Annotated in this window: 15 protein-coding genes and 1 pseudogene; 3 read left to right on the top strand and 13 right to left on the bottom strand. The window is 72.1% G+C overall.

Annotated elements, in window-relative coordinates:
- Positions 1–11 precede the first annotated feature (11 nt).
- The 4 genes from G567_RS0107035 to G567_RS27250 form a co-directional block, all read right to left on the bottom strand.
- Complete coding sequence (locus G567_RS0107035; protein WP_028929425.1) at positions 12–944, bottom strand: RluA family pseudouridine synthase; 933 nt, start codon at positions 942–944, stop codon at positions 12–14.
- Positions 937–1,500: a signal peptidase II gene (lspA, locus tag G567_RS27255; RefSeq protein WP_051232467.1), complete on the bottom strand. Its 564-nt coding sequence runs from the start codon at positions 1,498–1,500 to the stop codon at positions 937–939. Before lspA ends, G567_RS0107035 begins: the two co-directional genes overlap by 8 nt.
- 13 nt (positions 1,501–1,513) lie before the next feature.
- Positions 1,514–3,004: a potassium/proton antiporter gene (locus G567_RS0107025; RefSeq protein WP_028929424.1), complete on the bottom strand. Its 1,491-nt coding sequence runs from the start codon at positions 3,002–3,004 to the stop codon at positions 1,514–1,516.
- A gap of 67 nt (positions 3,005–3,071) precedes the next feature.
- Positions 3,072–4,241 carry an acyltransferase family protein gene (locus G567_RS27250; protein ID WP_147201174.1) on the bottom strand — a complete coding sequence of 390 codons (1,170 nt, stop codon included), beginning with the start codon at positions 4,239–4,241 and terminating at the stop codon, positions 3,072–3,074.
- A gap of 51 nt (positions 4,242–4,292) precedes the next feature.
- Here G567_RS27250 and G567_RS0107015 point away from each other — a divergent pair, with 51 nt between their 5' ends.
- The 3 genes and pseudogenes from G567_RS0107015 to G567_RS37070 form a co-directional block, all read left to right on the top strand.
- The gene (locus G567_RS0107015) at positions 4,293–5,027 is read left to right on the top strand and encodes a CPBP family intramembrane glutamic endopeptidase (RefSeq protein ID WP_051232465.1); all 735 of its coding nucleotides are present in this window, start codon (positions 4,293–4,295) and stop codon (positions 5,025–5,027) included.
- A 202-nt stretch (positions 5,028–5,229) separates the two neighbouring features.
- Positions 5,230–5,493, top strand: a complete 264-nt coding sequence (locus tag G567_RS37075; RefSeq protein ID WP_028929422.1) for a hypothetical protein — start codon at positions 5,230–5,232, stop codon at positions 5,491–5,493.
- Positions 5,454–5,654: pseudogene (locus tag G567_RS37070) on the top strand (response regulator transcription factor); the annotation flags it as partial. The gene G567_RS37075 and the pseudogene G567_RS37070, both read left to right, overlap by 40 nt.
- A 488-nt stretch (positions 5,655–6,142) precedes the next feature.
- Here G567_RS37070 and G567_RS27240 read toward each other — a convergent pair.
- The 9 genes from G567_RS27240 to ftsZ all read right to left on the bottom strand — a co-directional run bounded on the left by G567_RS27240 (position 6,143) and on the right by ftsZ (position 16,772).
- Positions 6,143–6,904, bottom strand: a complete 762-nt coding sequence (locus G567_RS27240) for a class I SAM-dependent methyltransferase (protein ID WP_051232463.1) — start codon at positions 6,902–6,904, stop codon at positions 6,143–6,145.
- A 68-nt stretch (positions 6,905–6,972) separates the two neighbouring features.
- Positions 6,973–10,191 carry an isoleucine--tRNA ligase gene (gene ileS, locus G567_RS0106995; RefSeq protein WP_028929420.1) on the bottom strand — a complete coding sequence of 1,073 codons (3,219 nt, stop codon included), beginning with the start codon at positions 10,189–10,191 and terminating at the stop codon, positions 6,973–6,975.
- A gap of 374 nt (positions 10,192–10,565) precedes the next feature.
- A complete protein-coding gene (locus G567_RS31850) occupies positions 10,566–11,723 on the bottom strand; it encodes a hypothetical protein (RefSeq protein ID WP_051232461.1) in 1,158 nt (385 codons plus the stop codon).
- A gap of 71 nt (positions 11,724–11,794) precedes the next feature.
- Entirely contained in the window at positions 11,795–12,673 is an 879-nt protein-coding gene (wag31, locus tag G567_RS0106985) for a DivIVA-like cell division protein Wag31 (RefSeq protein ID WP_028929419.1), read from the bottom strand.
- A 47-nt stretch (positions 12,674–12,720) separates the two neighbouring features.
- Positions 12,721–13,014, bottom strand: a complete 294-nt coding sequence (locus G567_RS36070) for a YggT family protein (protein WP_028929418.1) — start codon at positions 13,012–13,014, stop codon at positions 12,721–12,723.
- Between the two features lie 4 nt (positions 13,015–13,018).
- Positions 13,019–13,783 (bottom strand): cell division protein SepF, encoded by a 765-nt coding sequence (locus G567_RS0106975; protein ID WP_028929417.1) that lies wholly within the window; start codon positions 13,781–13,783, stop codon positions 13,019–13,021.
- 52 nt (positions 13,784–13,835) lie between these two features.
- Positions 13,836–14,576 carry a YggS family pyridoxal phosphate-dependent enzyme gene (locus tag G567_RS0106970; protein WP_028929416.1) on the bottom strand — a complete coding sequence of 247 codons (741 nt, stop codon included), beginning with the start codon at positions 14,574–14,576 and terminating at the stop codon, positions 13,836–13,838.
- A 24-nt stretch (positions 14,577–14,600) separates the two neighbouring features.
- Entirely contained in the window at positions 14,601–15,323 is a 723-nt protein-coding gene (pgeF, locus tag G567_RS0106965) for a peptidoglycan editing factor PgeF (protein WP_028929415.1), read from the bottom strand.
- A gap of 99 nt (positions 15,324–15,422) precedes the next feature.
- Entirely contained in the window at positions 15,423–16,772 is a 1,350-nt protein-coding gene (ftsZ, locus tag G567_RS0106960) for a cell division protein FtsZ (protein ID WP_028929414.1), read from the bottom strand.
- Positions 16,773–16,890: the final 118 nt, after the last annotated feature.

Below are 16,890 nucleotides of genomic sequence, written 5' to 3'. Positions count from 1 at the left end.
GCCACCGGTGATCAGTCCCGCAGCAGCTCCAGCGCGCGCGCCAGATCCACCGGATAGGGGCTGACGAACTCGACCCGGCGCCCGTCGGCGGGGTGTTCGAAGCCGAGCGCGCGGGCGTGCAACCACTGCCGGTCCAGCATCAGCCGCCGCGCCAGCGTGGGATCGGCGCCATAGGTCAGGTCCCCGACGCAGGGGTGGCGCAGCGCGGCGAAGTGCACCCGGATCTGGTGGGTCCGCCCCGTCTCCAGCGTGATGTCCAGAAGCGACGCCGACCGGAAAGCCTCGATCGTGTCGTAGTGCGTGACGCTCGGCTTCCCGCCCTGCACCACCGCGAACTTGTAGTCGTGGCGCGGATGCCGATCGATGGGGGCGTCGATCGTGCCGCGGCTCGGGTCCGGATGACCCTGCACGACGGCGTGGTAGCGCTTGGTGACCGAACGCTCCCGGAACGCCCGTTTCAACGCCGTGTACGCGCGCTCGGACGCCGCGACGACCATCACCCCGGTCGTGCCGGCGTCGAGCCGGTGCACGATGCCCTGCCGCTCGGCCGCTCCGGACGTGGACACCCGCACCCCCAACGCGGTGAGCCCGCCGACCACGGTCGGGCCGGTCCAGCCGGGGCTGGGATGCGCCGCGACCCCGACCGGCTTGTCCACGACGACGATGTCGTCGTCGGAGTGCAGGATCGTCAACCCGGCCACGACCTCGGGCGGCCCGCTGATCGCGGCCGATCCGTTGGCCGGCTCGGGCAACTCCACCTCCAGCCAGCTGCCCGCTGTCAGCCGGTCGGACTTACCCGCCGCCCGGCCGTCCACGGCCACCCTGCCATCCTCGGCGAGCGCGGCGACGACGGTCCGGGAGAGCCCGAGCAACCGGGACAGCCCGGCGTCGACCCGCATCCCGTCGAGCCCGTCGGGCACCGGGAGTCCGCGCAGTTCACCCATCCGATCGCCCCGTACGGGTACCGTCGAGCTCGCGGCCCAGCAACGCCAGCAGCACCAGCAGCACCCCGCCGCTGACGATCGCGGAGTCCGCGACGTTGAACACGGGCCAGACGCTCCCGTCCGGGGCGAACAGCGAGACCATGTCGACGACGTGGCCGGTCAACGGGCCCGGCGAGCGGAACAGCCGATCCGCGAGGTTGCCCAGCGCGCCGCCGAGCACCAGGCCCAGCGCCACGGCCCAGCCGGGCGAGCGCAGCCGCCGGGAGATCCGCACGATCATCACGACGACGCCGATCGCGATCAGGGTGAGCACCCAGGTGTAGCCGGTGGCCAGCGAGAACGCCGCACCCGAGTTGCGCACGAGCACCAGGTACACCGCGCCGCCGAGCAGCCGGACCGGCGGCTGGCCCTCGAGCAGCGCGACGCTGACGATCTTGGTCACCACATCGACCGCGAGGATCAGGGCGGCGATCACGCCGAGCAGCAGCACTCGCCGCGGCGGGGCGGCGGCAGACAGGCTGCCGGGGGGGTCCTCGGCCTGGGTCACGCCCCCCATTATCACCGGCCGCTCAGCGGTTCCCGCCGCTGCCGTCCTCGCCGCGCCACCGCGCGAGCCGTCCGGCCCGGTCCACGGCGCGGATCCGGGCCTCGGTCGCCCCCCGCGCCTCGGCGGTGGTGACGACCAGGAGCTGGTCGAGCTCACGCAGCCGCGTCTCGCCGTCGGGGGTGAAGGCGGCCTCGTCGCGCACCACGAGGCTGACGGTCGCGCCCACCGGTAGCCGCAGTTCCCGCAGGTAGACCCCGCGCATCTTGGAGCCGACGGGCACCCTCACCTGCAGCAGGTCGGCGCCGAGCTCGCCGAGCGGGGCGGCGTCGACCTCGAGTTCGCGCGGCTCCGCGGGACGGGCCACCCGCAGCAGCTTCGCCACCCACGGCAGCGTCGTGCCCTGCAGCAGGGTGAGCAGCACGACCAGCACGAACACGACGTCGACGAGCCGGTTCCCGTCCGCGGCGCCCTCGGTGAGCGCGATGAGCGCGAGCACGATGGGCACCGCGCCGCGCAGCCCCGCCCAGGACAGGAACGCCTGCTCCCGCCATGGCATCCGGAACGGCGCCGCTGCCGCGATGACCGAGACCGGCCGGGCCGCGAGCAGCAGCACCGCGCCGGCGATGAGCGCGGGCACCAGCGCCCCCCCGAGGTTGGCCGGCGAGACGTAGAGCCCGAGCATCACGAACAGCCCGATCTGGGCCAGCCACCCGGTGCCCTCGGCGAACGACAGCACCGCGGCGCGGTGCGGCAGCTTGGCGTTGCCCAGGACGAGCGCGGCGACGAAGGTGGCCAGCAGCCCGGAGGCGTGGGCGCCCTGCCCCGCGGCGTAGGCCAGCACGCAGACCGCGACGGCGGCCAGCGGGTAGAGGCCGGTCGCGGGCAGCGCCGCCCGGCGCAGCGCCCACGCCCCGCCCAGCCCCAGCAGCAGCCCGATGACCCCGCCAGCCACCAACTCGAAGGCGACGAGCGGCAGCGTCCAGAGGCTCAGCGGCTCACCGGAGGCGAGCAGGACAACGGCGAGCACCACCGGCGCGTCGTTCACCCCGGACTCCAGTTCCAGCGCGCCCGAGATCCGCCGCGACACCCCGGCCGCGCGCAGCACGCTGAACACCGCCGCGGCGTCGGTGGACGAGAGCACCGCGCCCCAGAGGAACGCGGCGCGCCAGTCGAGATCCAGCAGGACGTGCAGCAGCGTCCCGGCCACGGCGATACTGATCGCCACCGACACCGTCGACAGCGCGATGCCCACACCCAGCGACGGCCGGACGATGTCCCACCGGGTGGTGAGCCCACCCTCGACGAGGATGAGCACCAGCGCGGCGAGGCCGAGGCTCTCGGTGAACGCGGCGTCGAAGATCGCCCGGTCCAGCACGAACTCGCCGAGCACCATCCCGATGCCCAGGTAGAGCAGCAGCGAGGGGAGCCCGAGGCGGACCGAGACCCGCACCGCGACGACGCCGAGCAGCACGACCGCGGCAATGGCGCCGAGCAGGATCTCCAGGCTCGCCATAGCAACCTCCGCCCCGGGTCACCCTATCGGCGCAGGCGAAGGTGACCGAGCGTGGCGCCACCGCCTCTCATGCCGCCGAGACACGCGGGGCGGCGGAGGTGGGCCGCCGGTGCCCGAACCGTCCGAACAGCCAGATCACCGGAAGCGTGCACAGCAGCGATACCGCGATGTACAGCGGACGCTGCAGCCACCAGGCCAGATCGGGCACCTGCTTCTCGGCGAGCTCACCGTTCCACGTGTAGATCAGCCCGCGCCCGATCGCCATGCCAGTGGTGTGGAACAGGAACACCGGCATCGCCAGGCGGTTGATCACCTCGACGAACCGCCGCGGACGCGGCCGCTCCAGCAAGCGCTCGACCCTCGGCCGGGCCATCTCCGCCGCCCCCACCTGGAAGGCCAGCAGCGCGACGATGCACAAGGTCGGCGGCGCCATGTTCGAGGTCTCGCCCGGCACGCCGACCATCGAGCCCGGGTACAGCCCGGAGAACACCAGACCGACCAGACCGAAAAGGCCCGCCCACATCAGCGCCGCGTCGATCTGGCGGTGCGCCCGCACGAGCGCCTCGTAGTAGAAGCCCACCTGGAACGCGATTCCCCAGACCAGCACCATGTTGAGGTAGGCGAGCTCCTCGTACCCGCCGCGGAACCGCAGGATGTCGACGATCACGACCAGCCCGACCATCCACACGAACACCACGGCGCCGAACCGCCGCTGCAGCGCGAACCACACCGGGATCAGCGCGATCAGCACCAGGTAGATCCCGATGAACCACAGGGGGCTGATCACCAGCAGCACCGCGCGGCCGATCCACCGCACGTCGAAGGCGGCGCTCAGACCCACTCCGAGCCCGGTCCACACCGCCGCCAGCACGAGCGCGGGCAGCGACAGCTTGCGGATGTTGCGCCGGACGAAACGGCCGAGGCTCTCGCCGCGGACCTGGGCGCGCTGCCAGGCCTTGAGATGCACGTGGCCGCCGACGAAGAAGAACAGCGGCAGCACCTGGAAAAGCCAGGTCAGTACCCACAGCCCCGAGGTGAAGCCGAGTGGGCTGGTGGCCCTCGGCCCGGTCGGACCCCAGATCAGGATCGTGAACGCCCAGTGCCACAGGACCACCACGAGGATGGAGAAGGCGCGCAGGAAGTCGATGTAGCGGTCCCGCTGCACGGGTAGCTCGCCCCGCATCGTCGCCGGATCGGCCGGCGGCACCGGCAGACCGGTGGTCCCCGGCTCGCTCATTGCGCCGACCCCCTTGCAGCACATCCGGTACCGTCCCGCAGGATGGTCGGTATGACGGCGGTCCTGGAGGCTCGCCCGGGGACCCCGGTCGGCTCCCGGCGCGCGATCCGGCGGCGGCTGGGACTGTTTTCAGCGATCACCATCCTGGCCGCCTCCAACGTCGTCAGCAATCGGATATGGCCCGAGGCCTATATCCCATGGAATCTCGCGATCGCGGCCATCCTACTGATCTTGGCCCGGCGGAGCGGTCTGAGCTGGGCCGATCTCGGGTTGGCCAACGCCCGGCTGCGACGGGGACTGGTCATCGGCGGCCTCGCGGCCGGGCTCGTCGGGATGCTCTACCTGGTCGCGCTCGCGATTCCGGCCACCCAGGCGGCGTTCCTCGACTCCCGGGCCGCCGGGCCGCTGGGCGCCGCGCTGTTCGCGGCGTTGATCCGGATCCCGCTGGGCACCGTCGTCCTTGAGGAGACGGCGTTCCGCGGGGTGCTGCCCGCACTGATCCCGGGGAGCTGGTGGCGCGGGGCGCTGGTGTCCTCGGCGTTGTTCGGGCTCTGGCATGTGCTGCCCTCACTCGGCATGGCCGAGGCGAACGCCGCGGTCGGGGCGGCCGTCGGCGGCTGGGGCGCGGTGCTGCAGACCGGGCTCGCGGTGTTGTTCACGTTCGCGGCAGGGATGCTGATGTGCGCGTGGCGGCGCTGGAGCGGGCATCTGGTCACCCCGATGCTCGCGCATATGGCGACCAACTCGCTGGGCGTGCTCCTGGCCTGGTGGATCGTCGCCTCCTGATCCGGACCACGGCCTCCGCAGGCCCTGCAATGCGCACTGGGGCACACCAAGGCGCACCGGACCGGGGGATCCCCCCACCCCGGACCCGGGGACTCGCTGCATGGTGGCCCGGGCGAGGGGCTCAATAATCTGAACCCCATGCTCACCCAGCCCGCCTCGGCGGTCCGGGCTCCGCCTCCCACCGGCTGACCCGCTGCGGGCGTTGCGTGGTCCTCGCCCGCGCACTGCTCGGCCCGCGGCCCTCGCGGCCCGCTGCGCGGTCCCGGTAGAGCTGACGGTCGAGCTGACCAGCCGTCCCTCGCCGACGGTCGAGGCCATCGGCTACTTCGTCGTCGCCGACGACCCGCCCGACATCGTCGTCGCCGATGTACGGATGCCCCCGACGCATTCCGACGAGGGGCTGCGCGCCGCGCTGGTGATCCGCTCGCGCTGGCCACACTCACCCCGCGTGAGCGGGAGGTCATGACCCTGATGGCCGAGGGTCGTTCGAACAACGGGATCGCCGCGGCGCTCGTCGTCTCCGGCGGCGCCGTCGAAAAGCACATCAGCAGCATCTTCGCCAAGCTCGCGCTCCCCGCGGGCGCCACCGACCATCGCCGCGTCCTCGCGGTGCTGCGCTACCTGGGGGTTGAGCGGATGAGCGTCGAGCACTCGTCCCGCCCGCGCCACCTGCTGATGGGGCTCGCCGTGCTGCTCGTGCTGGGCGTCGTCACGCTCGGGGTCGGGCAGCTGCTGTCCCAGACCGTCGGCGCCTCGTCGACCCAGGACAGCGTGCTGACGCCGCCGGCGCCCCGGCTGGACATCCGCACCACGAGCACCGGCCTGCGCAGCGCGGTGGTAAGCGGCGAAACCTCCTCGGGCAGCCTCGACATCGGCCTGGTCGCGCCGCTGCGCGAGCTGAGCCTGCGAGCCGACAGCGGAGACGTCGACGTGACCGTTCCGGGCGGCAGGCCCTACCGCGTGGAGTCCGAGACCGACGCCGGCGAGAAGCAGGTCCTCGTGCCGACCGACCCGGCCGCCGACGCGACCATCCGCGCCGCAACCAGCTCCGGCGACGTCACCATCCGCCCCCGATAACCCGCGAGTCGCGGTATTTCCGAGCGCGCGTCGGGTCGTCAGGCGCGCCAGATGAGCGTCGCCGCCGACCGCGACCGGGGCGGCACCTCCGCGAGAGCCGCGGCCACCTCGGGCTCCCGGTCGGCGGGCAGGCACAGCCGCCGCGCCACCCACGCCGGGTCGTGCGGCGGCCGGCGTTCGCGGTCCCAATGCCGGACCTCGGGCGTCACGCCGAGCTCCCGCAGCACGGCGACCGCGTCCTCGTCGGTGGCGGGCGGCGGCCGGCGCAGGTCGTGGAAACGCGCCCACAGCGGGTCGAGCCAGACCATCGGATGCCGCGTGAGCATCTCGACGACGACCCCGCGCCGCGCCGCCGCGGTGAGCGCCCTGAGGAACGGGGGCAGGTCGACGACGTTGTGCAGTACGTGGTGACAGACCACCACGTCGGCGGTGCCCGCCTCGGCCGCGCTCTCCGGCCAACTGCCGCACACGGTCCGCGCCGGAAGCCCGCGGGCGGCGGCGTCGGCGATGTAGAGCTCGAGCATGTCCCGCTGGCGGTCCACCCCCGTGGCGTGCCTGACGCGTTCGGCGACCGCGAACGTGGCATCGCCGCCGCCGCAACCGACGTCGATCAGTGTTCCGCCCTCGCCGAGCAGCGCCAACGCGGCGTCCCGCGACGGCGTGTCGGCGGCGACGGCCGGCGCCGCGAAATCGTCCGGGTTGTGCGCCCAGGGATCGGCCGGGGCCTGCGCGAGGATTTCGGGCGGGACGCCGCGGCCGGACTGCAACTCGGCCCAGCGCCGGGCGGCGGTACCGGTCATGGGGCGATCATGCCAGCACCGCCGCGCGGATACGCCGACTCGCGCTCGGAAATATCGCGACTCGCGGGTCAGGGGCGGATCGGCTGGACGCGGACGCGGACCTCGTGGCCATCGGAGACCTTCCCCACGAGGACGGGCTCGGTCACCGGCGCATAGGTCACGTCCCTCGCCAGCACCTCCCCCGCCACGAACCGCTCGTGCGCACGGATCGCGTCGAGCACCGGCTCGGGAGCATCCACGGTCAGCGCGATCCGATCGGAGACCTCCAGCCCGGCATCGCGGCGGGCCTGCTGCACGACCCGGACGGCGTCGCGGGCCAGGCCCTCCCGCGCAAGCTGCGGGGTCACCGCCGTGTCGAGCACCACGAGGCCGGTGTTGCCGGGCAGCGCGGCCGTCTCCTCCGGATCCTTGGCGACCAGCCGCTCGGTGAACTCACCAGGCAGCAGCGTGATCCCGGCGGCCTCCACGGTTCCGTCCGGGTTGGATTTCCACTCCCCGGCCTTGACCGCGCGGATGGCCTTCTGGGTGTCCCCGCCCAGCCGGGGACCGCAGGCGCGGGCGTTGACCGCCACCTCGAACCGCCCGTGAGCGGCGACGTCGGCGCTCAGCACGACCTGTTTGACGTTCACCTCGTCGCGCAGGATGTCGGCGAAGGGCTCGAGCACGGCAGCGTCCGGCGCGGCGACCGTGAGCGTCGCCAGCGGCAGCCGCACCCGCAGCCCGCGCGCCTTGCGCAGGGAAAGGGCCGCCGAGGCCACCTGCCGGACCCGGTCCATCGCCGCGACGAGCTCGGCGTCGCGCGGCAGCTCTGCGCGCTGCGCCGATGTTCCTTCCGCTGCCGTTCCTGTCGTCGGCCAGTCGGTCAGGTGCACCGACCGTCCGCCGGTCAGCCCCTGCCAGATCTTCTCCATGGTCAGCGGCAGCAGCGGGGCCGCGGCCCGCGCCGTCACCTCCAGGACGGTGTGCAGCGTGTCGATCGCATCCGTGTTGATCCCCGGGTCGTCGGCCCAGAACCGGTCCCGCGACCGGCGCACGTACCAGTTGGTCAGCACCTCGGCGTGGTCGCGGATCCGCTCGCAGGCGCCGGCGATGTCGTAGACCTCCATCGCCGCGCTCACCTGGTCGACCAGCTCCGCGGTCTTGGCAAGGACGTACCGGTCGAGCACGTGGGCGCTATCGGTGCGGGCCACTCCCCGGTGGCCCGCCGCGTTCGCATACAGCGACAGGAAGTACCAGGTGTTCCACAGCGGCAGGATCGCCTGGCGCACACCCTCCCGGATGCCCTGTTCGGTGACGATCAGGTTCCCGCCGCGCAGGATCGGCGAGGCCATGAGGAACCAGCGCATGGCGTCGGAGCCGTCGCGGGAGAACACCTCGTTGACGTCGGGGTAGTTGCGCCGGGACTTGGACATCTTCTGCCCGTCGTCGCCGAGCACGATCCCGTGCGCCACGCACGTGGCGAACGACGGCCGGTCGAACAGCGCCGTCGCCAGTACGTGCAGGGTGTAGAACCAGCCGCGGGTCTGCCCGTTGTACTCGACGATGAAGTCGCCCGGATAGTGGTGCTCGAACCAGTCGGTGTTCTCGAACGGGTAGTGCACCTGGGCGAACGGCATCGAACCCGACTCGAACCAGCAGTCGAGCACCTCGGGCACCCGCCGCATCGTGGAGCGTCCGGTGGGGTCGTCCGGGTTGGGCCGGGTCAGCTCGTCGACATAGGGGCGGTGCAGATCGGTGGGCCGCATCCCGAAGTCGCGCTCCAGCTCGTCCAGCGAGCCGTAGACGTCCACCCGTGGGTAGCGCGGGTCGTCGGAAACCCACACCGGGATGGGCGAACCCCAGTACCGGTTGCGCGAGATCGACCAGTCCCGCGCGCCCTCCAGCCACTTGCCGAACTGCCCGTCGCGCACGTGCTCGGGCACCCAGGTGATCTGCTTGTTCAGCTCGACCATGCGGTCCCGGAACTCGGTGACCTTGACGAACCACGAGTCGACGGCGCGCTGGATGAGCGGGTTGCCGCAGCGCCAGCAGTGCGGGTACGGGTGATCGTAGGTCTCATGCCGCAGCAGCACGCCCCGCGCATGCGGGGCGCGGTCCTTGAGGTCGCGGATGATCTGCGGGTTGGCGTCGAACACCTGCATGCCGGTGTACGGAGGCACCTCGGTGGTGAACTCGCCGCGCGCGTCCACCGGCACGACGGCCTCGATGCCCGCGGCGTCGGTGACGACCTTGTCCTCCTCACCGAAGGCCGGCGCAATATGCACCAGCCCGGTGCCGTCCTCGGTGGTGACATAGTCCGCGGCCAGCACGCGATGCGCGTTCTCCCGGCCCGCGAAGAAGTCGAACGGCGGCAGGTAGGCCGTGCCGAGCAGCTCGGCGCCGGTGAACCGGCGCCGGATCGCCGGTTCCTCGCCCAGCTCGCGGGCGTAGGCGCCCAGCCGGGCGGCGGCCAGCACGTAGCGTTCCCCAGCCTGGTCTTCCTTCGTGGCGGCCTCGACGAGGACGTACTCGATATCGGGGTGGACGGCGACGGCGAGGTTCGACGGCAGGGTCCACGGCGTGGTCGTCCACACCAGGGCCAGCGCGCCGTCGAGCTCGGGGTCCTCGCTGACCAGCCGCAGCCCGACCGTGACCGCGGGGTCCTGGCGATCGAGATAGACGTCGTCCATCTTGGTCTCGGTGGACGACAGCGGGGTCTCGCAGCGCCAGCAGTACCAGAGCACCCGGAACCCGGAGTAGACCAAACCCTTGTCCCACAGGGTCTTGAAGGCCCACATGACCGACTCCATGTAGTCCAGGTCGAGGGTCTTGTAGTCGTGGTCGAAGTCGACCCAGCGGGCCTGCCGGGTGACGTACTCTCGCCATTCGTCGGTGTAGCGCAGCACCGAGGTGCGGCAGGCCGCGTTGAAGGCGGCGACGCCCATCTCCTCGATCTCGGACTTGTGCTTGATCCCGAGCTGACGCTCGGCCTCGACCTCGGCGGGCAGCCCGTGGGTGTCCCAGCCGAACCGGCGCTCGACGCGGCGGCCGAGCATGGTGCGGTGCCGTGGGACGACGTCCTTCACATATCCGGTGAGCAGGTGGCCGTAGTGCGGCAGGCCATTGGCGAAGGGCGGGCCGTCGTAGAAGACGAACTCGTTGCTGCCGTTCTCACCGGCCGGTCGCGCCTCGACGGACGCGACGAAGGTCTGATCGGCCTCCCAGAAGTCGAGGACCTCCCGCTCCAGGGCGGGAAACGACGGATGCGCGGGGACGCTCGGGTAGGACGGGGACTGCGGTTCGGCCATCGCGATGGTGCTCCTCGTGCGGCGATTTTGATCTGCCTGCACGGGGACGACATCCGTTCTCGGGTGCCGCGGTACCACCCCGCTTGCCGTCCACCGACGCGGACGGCCTCTCGTTCGACGGCTGTGACGGGCCGCTCCCGTCCGGTTCTACTCCGGATGCGCAGACGCTCTGGGCACCCGTTTCTTCCGGAGGCTCCCCGGTGATGGCCGGATCGATACCTGTGGTCGTGCGTGTGCGCCAAGGGTAGCGCGCGGGCGGCAGCCGATATTCCCCGCCCGGGTCAGCGCTGATGTTCGCTCCGCAAGCTCCGCTCAGCGCTGATGTTCGCTCCGCAAGCTCCGCTCAGCGCTGATGTTCGCTCCGCAAGCTCCGCTCAGCGCACCTGCGCCGGATGCCGGCCGCTCAGCACCCGGTCGGGGGTGCACCAGCCGCACGGGGTGAAGCCGAGCTCGACCGCCTCGCGGACCGGCAGCGGGATGATCGGCTTGCCCGGCAGCGAGCGGCAACCCGCCAGGTGATAGCGCGGGAGCTCGTCGACGACGACGACCTCGTCCTCGAGCTCGGCCACCAGCGCCGCGGCGTCGGCGTTGCGCGGCTCCTCGGGCGGCTCGCCGCCCGGCCCGAGCGGCGGCGGGAGACCACCGCGGGCGTCCTGCGGGGTGCCGCGCCGGAGATCGGGTGGCGGCGGTCCGTTCTGGGGGCCGCGCCACCGCTCCGACTGGGCCATCGGTGGGTCACCCGCGCGGACCTGGGTGGTGGCCGCGGGCTGCTTCGGCACCTCACCCGCGTCCGGTGCGTCGGGTGCCTCCTGACCGGCCGCCGGGCCGGCGCTGCTCGCCGGGGCCACCGCCAGGGTGGGCCCGTCGATCTCCTCGGCGCCCAGATCCGCCTTCGGCGCGCCGCCGGCCGACGCCCCGTTCGAGGAGGGGTCGGCAGCGGACCCGGCAACGGCCGGTGCCGAGGTCCGGGACTCGTCGTCCGCGCCCGGCTCGGCGGGGCGGTCCGCGGCTGGGCCGCTCTCGGAGGCTTCCGGTTCGGCGGCCGCGCCCACTCCCGGGCCCGGAACATCCACACAGGATTCGGTCACGCTGGGTGAGGAAAAGATGCCCGATGGGATGATGTCCTCACCAGCGCCGGACGGTCGGTCCGCAGAGCCGGGCGGTTGGATCACCGGAAGCACGGTGGTCGCCTCGGAGGCCGACGCGTCGACCTCCGGATCGTCTCCCCGGCCGCTACCACCGTGACCGGCACCCGCGGGCGCCCCGGGCGCGGGCCCGCCAGCGGGCACGATCGGGATGATCTCGGTGGCCGGCTCGGCGATGGCGGTGGGGATCTGCGGTGGGACGGACCGGCCGGCATCGGCACCGGCCTTGACCGCCGCGCGACGCTGCATCCAGTCGACGAGCAGCACCCCGGCGGCGCCGACACTCACCGCGACGGACACCCAGGCCCACAGCACGCTGCCGGAGAGCAGCGCGACGACCAGCAGGCCGAACGCGATCATGACGAGGATCAGGACCAGCAGCAGCACGATTCACTCCCTGGGCGGCGGCGCAGCGTCGGGCCGTCCGCCCGGTCGGTCAGGCAATCGGGCGGGAACCGTCAGCTACCGGCGTCGGCACGTTGACCGTACCCGGTGGCGGCATAACCGCCATTCGGGTTGGCCCGGCCGTCCGATGGCGCCGCGGAACCACGGCCCTCCAGGTCTCGTAGCTGGGATTCCAGGTAGGTCTTCAGGCGAGTTCGGTACTCGCGCTCGAACGTCCGCAGCTCGTCGATCTTCTTCTCCAGCACCGACTTGTCGCGCTGGATCGTCCCGATGATCTCGGTCTGCTTCCGTTCGGCCTCGCTGACCAGGGACGTAGCCTTGTCTCGCGACTGCCGCTCCAGGGTCTCGGCCCGGGTGCGGGCGTCGTTGAGCATCGTCTCGGCGCGCGAGCGCGCGTCGTTGACCAGCCCGTCGGACTTGGTTCGAGCCTCGGACAGCAGCTGCTCGGACTTGGTCCGGGCGTCCGCCAGCATGGTGTCGGCCTCGTTCTTGGCCTCGGCGGTGAGCCGATCGGCCATCTCCTGCGCCAGGCCCAAGACCTTCGCGGCCTGAACGTGGTGGTCGCCGCCACCGAGGTCACCGCCCTCGGCCATCTGCGGCGGCGGGGCGGAGAGCGAGCGCTGCGGCTCCATGGGGCGCTGCATCGGCTCCACGGTGCGCTGCATCTGCTGGGTCGGCGGCGCCTGCGGCACACCCATTCCGGCGCCCTGTGGCCGCGAGCGCGCGTCCTCCAGGTCGGCCTGGGCGTTGCCGAGCCGCTGCTCGAGCTGGGCGACCTGTTCCTGCAGGTCCTCGTTCTCCTCGATCAGCCGGGCCAACTCGGCCTCGACCAGGTCGAGGAACGCGTCGACCTCGTCCTCGTTATATCCCCTCTTGCCGATCGGCGGTTTGCTGAACGCGACGTTGTGCACGTCGGCGGGTGTCAGCGGCATCGGATCACCTCATGCAGTCCTCGGCGGCGAAGCCGGGTGACTGGGGCTCACACCGGCATCGGCTGGGCAACGTTCATCAGTATGAACACGACCAGCAGCAGAACCATAATCGACAGGTCCAGTCCCACGCCCCCAATCCGGACGACTGGGATCACTCTCCGCAACAACTTCACCGGTGGATCGGTCACCGTGAAGATCACTTCGAGGGCCACCGCACTGTGCCCGCTGGGCACCCACTGGTGCGCGAAGGACCGCACGAGCTCGACCACGATCCTGGCCATGAGCAGCAGCCAGAAGAAGAAGAGCACGTAGTAGATGACGAACTGAACGACGAGGGGCACGCCGTCAATCCTGGCGGAACATCCCGCGTTCGGCGAGTTTCCGCGCGTCGTCCGCCGAGACCTCCACATCCGCGGGTGTGAGCAGGAAAACACGGTTCGTGACCTTGTCGATCGAGCCGCGCAGCGCGAACGCCAGGCCCGCCGCGAAGTCGACCAGACGCTTGGCGTCGGCGGCATCGAGCTCGGTGAGGTTCATGATGACGGGCTGGCCATCGCGGTAGTGCTCACCGATCGTCCGCGCCTCCTTGTAGCTGCGCGGCTGCAGCGTGGTGATCCGCGCCAGCGCGACGGCGCCGCGGTCGCGCTGCTCGGGCACCGAGGTTCCGGCCGGCGACCGCTCGGCGGAGCGGATCGGATCGCGGAGTGTCGTTTCTCTCATTGTGGCCTCGCGCAGGGTCGGGTCTCGGATGGGATTGCGCATCGCGGCATCCGGGTCGACCGCCAGCGCGCCGCGCACCGCGGCCGGGCCGGGGCCCCCCGCTCCGCTCAGCCCGCGCGAGACCTCCCGGTCGATCCGAGAGTCGCCATGGAGGTCACGCGGGGTTCGCTCCATTCCGCCGGGACGGCCCGGCCTGCGGTCCCATTCGTCGCCGCGACCGCCGTAGAGCTCCTCGACCCGGTCGTCATAGTCGTACCGGGCTGAGGCATAGCGCTCGTCGGGGGCCCGGCGAGCGCCCCCGTAGCCGGGCACGTGCTCGTCGACGTACTCCCCCATCTCCTCGGCGGGCACCATTCCGAAGTAAGCCTTGAGCCGGTACATCGCGCCCATTCGCGCTCCCATCATCGACGCCCCCGTCGCCGTTCGCCCCCGCGATCGACGGTCACTGCGAGGCTATCCGCCGTTCCCCCACAAGCGCCGTTCCGACACGCACCCCCGTTGATCCGTAACGAATGGCCACGTCCAGGTCACCGCTCATGCCCGCCGACAGCTCCGTGGCCCCGGGGTGCTCGGCGCGCAGCCGGACGGCGGCCTTGGCGATATCGGCGAACGCGACGTCCGGATCGGCATCCAGCGGCGCGACGGACATCAGCCCGTCCAACTGCAACTCGGCGCGGCCCGCGACGTGCTCGGCGAGCGCCAGCAGCCCGTCAGGGCCTTCCAGCCGCACCCCGCCACGCGCCGGATCACCGTCCACACTGTATTGCAGCAGGACCCGCACCGGGTCCTTCCGGACGCCCTCGTCGCGAGCCCGGCGTATCGCGGTGGCGAGCGTGTCGACCAGCCGGGCCGAGTCGACCGACTCCACCCTGGTCACCCACGGAAGCACCATCCGCACCTTGTTCCGCTGCAGGACGCCGACGAAATGCCATGCCGGATCGGCGAGCGGACGCAGCCGGGCGACCTCGCCGACCTTCGCCGCCGCCTCCTGAGCCCGGTTCTCACCGAACGCGGCGAGCCCGAGATCAAGCAGGATCGCGACGTCCGCGGCCGGCACCGTCTTCGTGACGGCCAGCAGCGCGACCTCGCGCGCGTCCCGGCCCGCCGCGGCACAGGCCGCCTCGATCCGCCCCCGCACCGCCGCCAGCCGTCGCTGAAGCTCCGCGCGTCGTTCTTCGCTCACCGGCACATTCTCCCGCCCTTGTGTTCACCGGGCGGACGGGTCCAGCCACGTCACGGCCGCCTGACGGCCCGTGGGCGCCCCACGACGATGGCTGTAGAGATCCGGGTCCTCCAGGGTGCAGCGCGGATCGACCCCGACCCGCGCCACGCCGAGCGCGGCCAGCTGGCGATACAGCCCGGCCCGGATGTCGAGCCCGGGGGTCCCGCGGCGGGTGCGCGAGGCGCTGCCGGGCAACGCCTCCTCCACCTGGTCGCGCATCGCCACGGGGACCTCGTAGCAGGCGCCACAGACCGCGGGGCCCAGGAGCACCTCGAGCGACGGGGGCCGGGCGCCCAGCGCCGTCATCGCCGCCACCGTCGCGGGCAGCACCCCGGCGGCAGCCCCGACCCGGCCCGCGTGTGCCGCGCCCACCACACCGGCCCGCGGGTCGGCCAGCAGGACCGGCACGCAGTCCGCGGTCAGCACGGCCAGCCCGACGCCCGGTGTCGCCGTCACGGCCGCATCGGTCCCCGGGAGATCCGGATCGGCCGGGCCGACCGGGCCCCGCACGGTCGCCACCCGAGTGCCGTGGACCTGCTGCAGGAACACCACCCCGCCGCGGGAGAGCCCGAGCTCATCGGCCAGCCGACGCCGGTTCGCGGCCACGGCCGCCGGTTCGTCGCCAACCCCCAGGGACAGGTTGAAACTGGTGAACGCGCCCCTGGACCGGCCGCCGGCCCGGGTGGTCACCACCCGCCGGACACGCACCGCCGCTCAGCCCTCATGTTCGCTTCGCAAGCTCCGCTCAGCCCTCATGTTCGCTTCGCAAGCTCCGCTCAGCCCTCATGTTCGCTTCGCAAGCTCCGCTCAGCGCCGCATGAACGGGGGTACGTCGACGTCGTCGTCGGCGTCGGGCGACGTCGCCCCGGTGGCCGTGGCCGGCGGCGACCCGATCCCCGGGGACGACGCAGGCGGCACAGACGGCGGCTCGGTGCCGGCCGGGTGGCTGGGCTCGGGCAACGCGGGGTCGTAGCGCGGCGCCTCGGGCCGACGCGGAACCGGCGGCGCGTACGGCGCCGCCGGCGGCAAGGTACCGGTCTGGTTCGGCCCCGTGCCGAACGCGCTCTGCGTGGGCGGCGGGGCGCCGGTGCCGTTGTGCGGCGGGGCATGGCCGGTCTGCGCCGAGCCGCCCGCGGGTTCGGCTGGGCCGGACGCCGCGGCGGCCTCGCCGGTCCGGAACGCCGAGGGATCGAGCTTCTTGTGGGTCGGGGTGCCGCCCTCGAAGCCTGCCGCGATCACGGTGACCCGTACCTCGTCGCCGAGCGAGTCGTCGATCACGGTGCCGAAGATGATGTTGGCCTCGGGGTGCGCCGCCTCCTGGACCAGCGACGCGGCCTCGTTGATCTCGAAAAGGCCGAGGTCCGAACCGCCGGCGATGGACAGCAGAACGCCCTGCGCGCCGTCCATCGAGGCCTCGAGCAGCGGCGAGTTGATCGCCTTGCCCGCCGCCTGCACGGCCCTGCCCTCACCCCGCGAGGAACCGATGCCCATGAGCGCGCTGCCCGCGCCGGACATGACGCTCTTCACGTCGGCGAAGTCCAGGTTGATCAGACCCGGAGTGGTGATCAGGTTCGTGATGCCCTGGACGCCGGAGAGCAGCACCTCGTCCGCCGAGCGGAAGGCATCCATCAACGAGACGCCCACATCGCCCAGCTGCAGCAGCCGGTCGTTGGGGATGACTATCAAGGTGTCGCACTCGTTGCGCAGCGACTGGATGCCGTCCTCGGCCTGCCCCGCCCGGCGCTTGCCCTCGAAGGTGAACGGGCGCGTGACGACGCCTATGGTCAGCGCGCCGAGCTTGCGCGCGATGCTGGCCACCACGGGGGCGCCGCCGGTGCCGGTACCACCGCCCTCGCCGGCGGTGACGAAGACCATGTCGGCCCCCTTCAGGACCTCCTCGATCTCCTCGCGGTGGTCCTCGGCCGCCTTGCGCCCGACCTCGGGGTTCGCGCCGGCACCGAGCCCACGGGTCAGCTCGCGACCGATGTCCAGCTTGACGTCGGCATCGGACATCAGGAGGGCCTGGGCATCGGTGTTCACCGCGATGAACTCGACGCCCTTGAGGCCGACCTCGATCATTCGGTTGACGGCGTTCACGCCGCCGCCACCGATGCCGACGACCTTGATCACGGCCAGGTAGTTGTGCGGGGGCGTCATGCGCGGCACCTTCCAGTCCAGCCCATTTCAGTCGAGCCCAGTTGAGTCGAGCACTTCGGTCCGGCTCCGGCTTGGCCCGGGCCTTCCCGCGGGAACGCTAGGTGCGGTTCCAGCGGCG

The organism is Pseudonocardia asaccharolytica DSM 44247 = NBRC 16224 (assembly GCF_000423625.1).
Lineage (GTDB): Bacteria > Actinomycetota > Actinomycetes > Mycobacteriales > Pseudonocardiaceae > Pseudonocardia > Pseudonocardia asaccharolytica.
The sequence above is the reverse complement of the archived record's forward strand: the minus strand, read 5'-3'. Positions and strand labels throughout refer to the sequence as shown.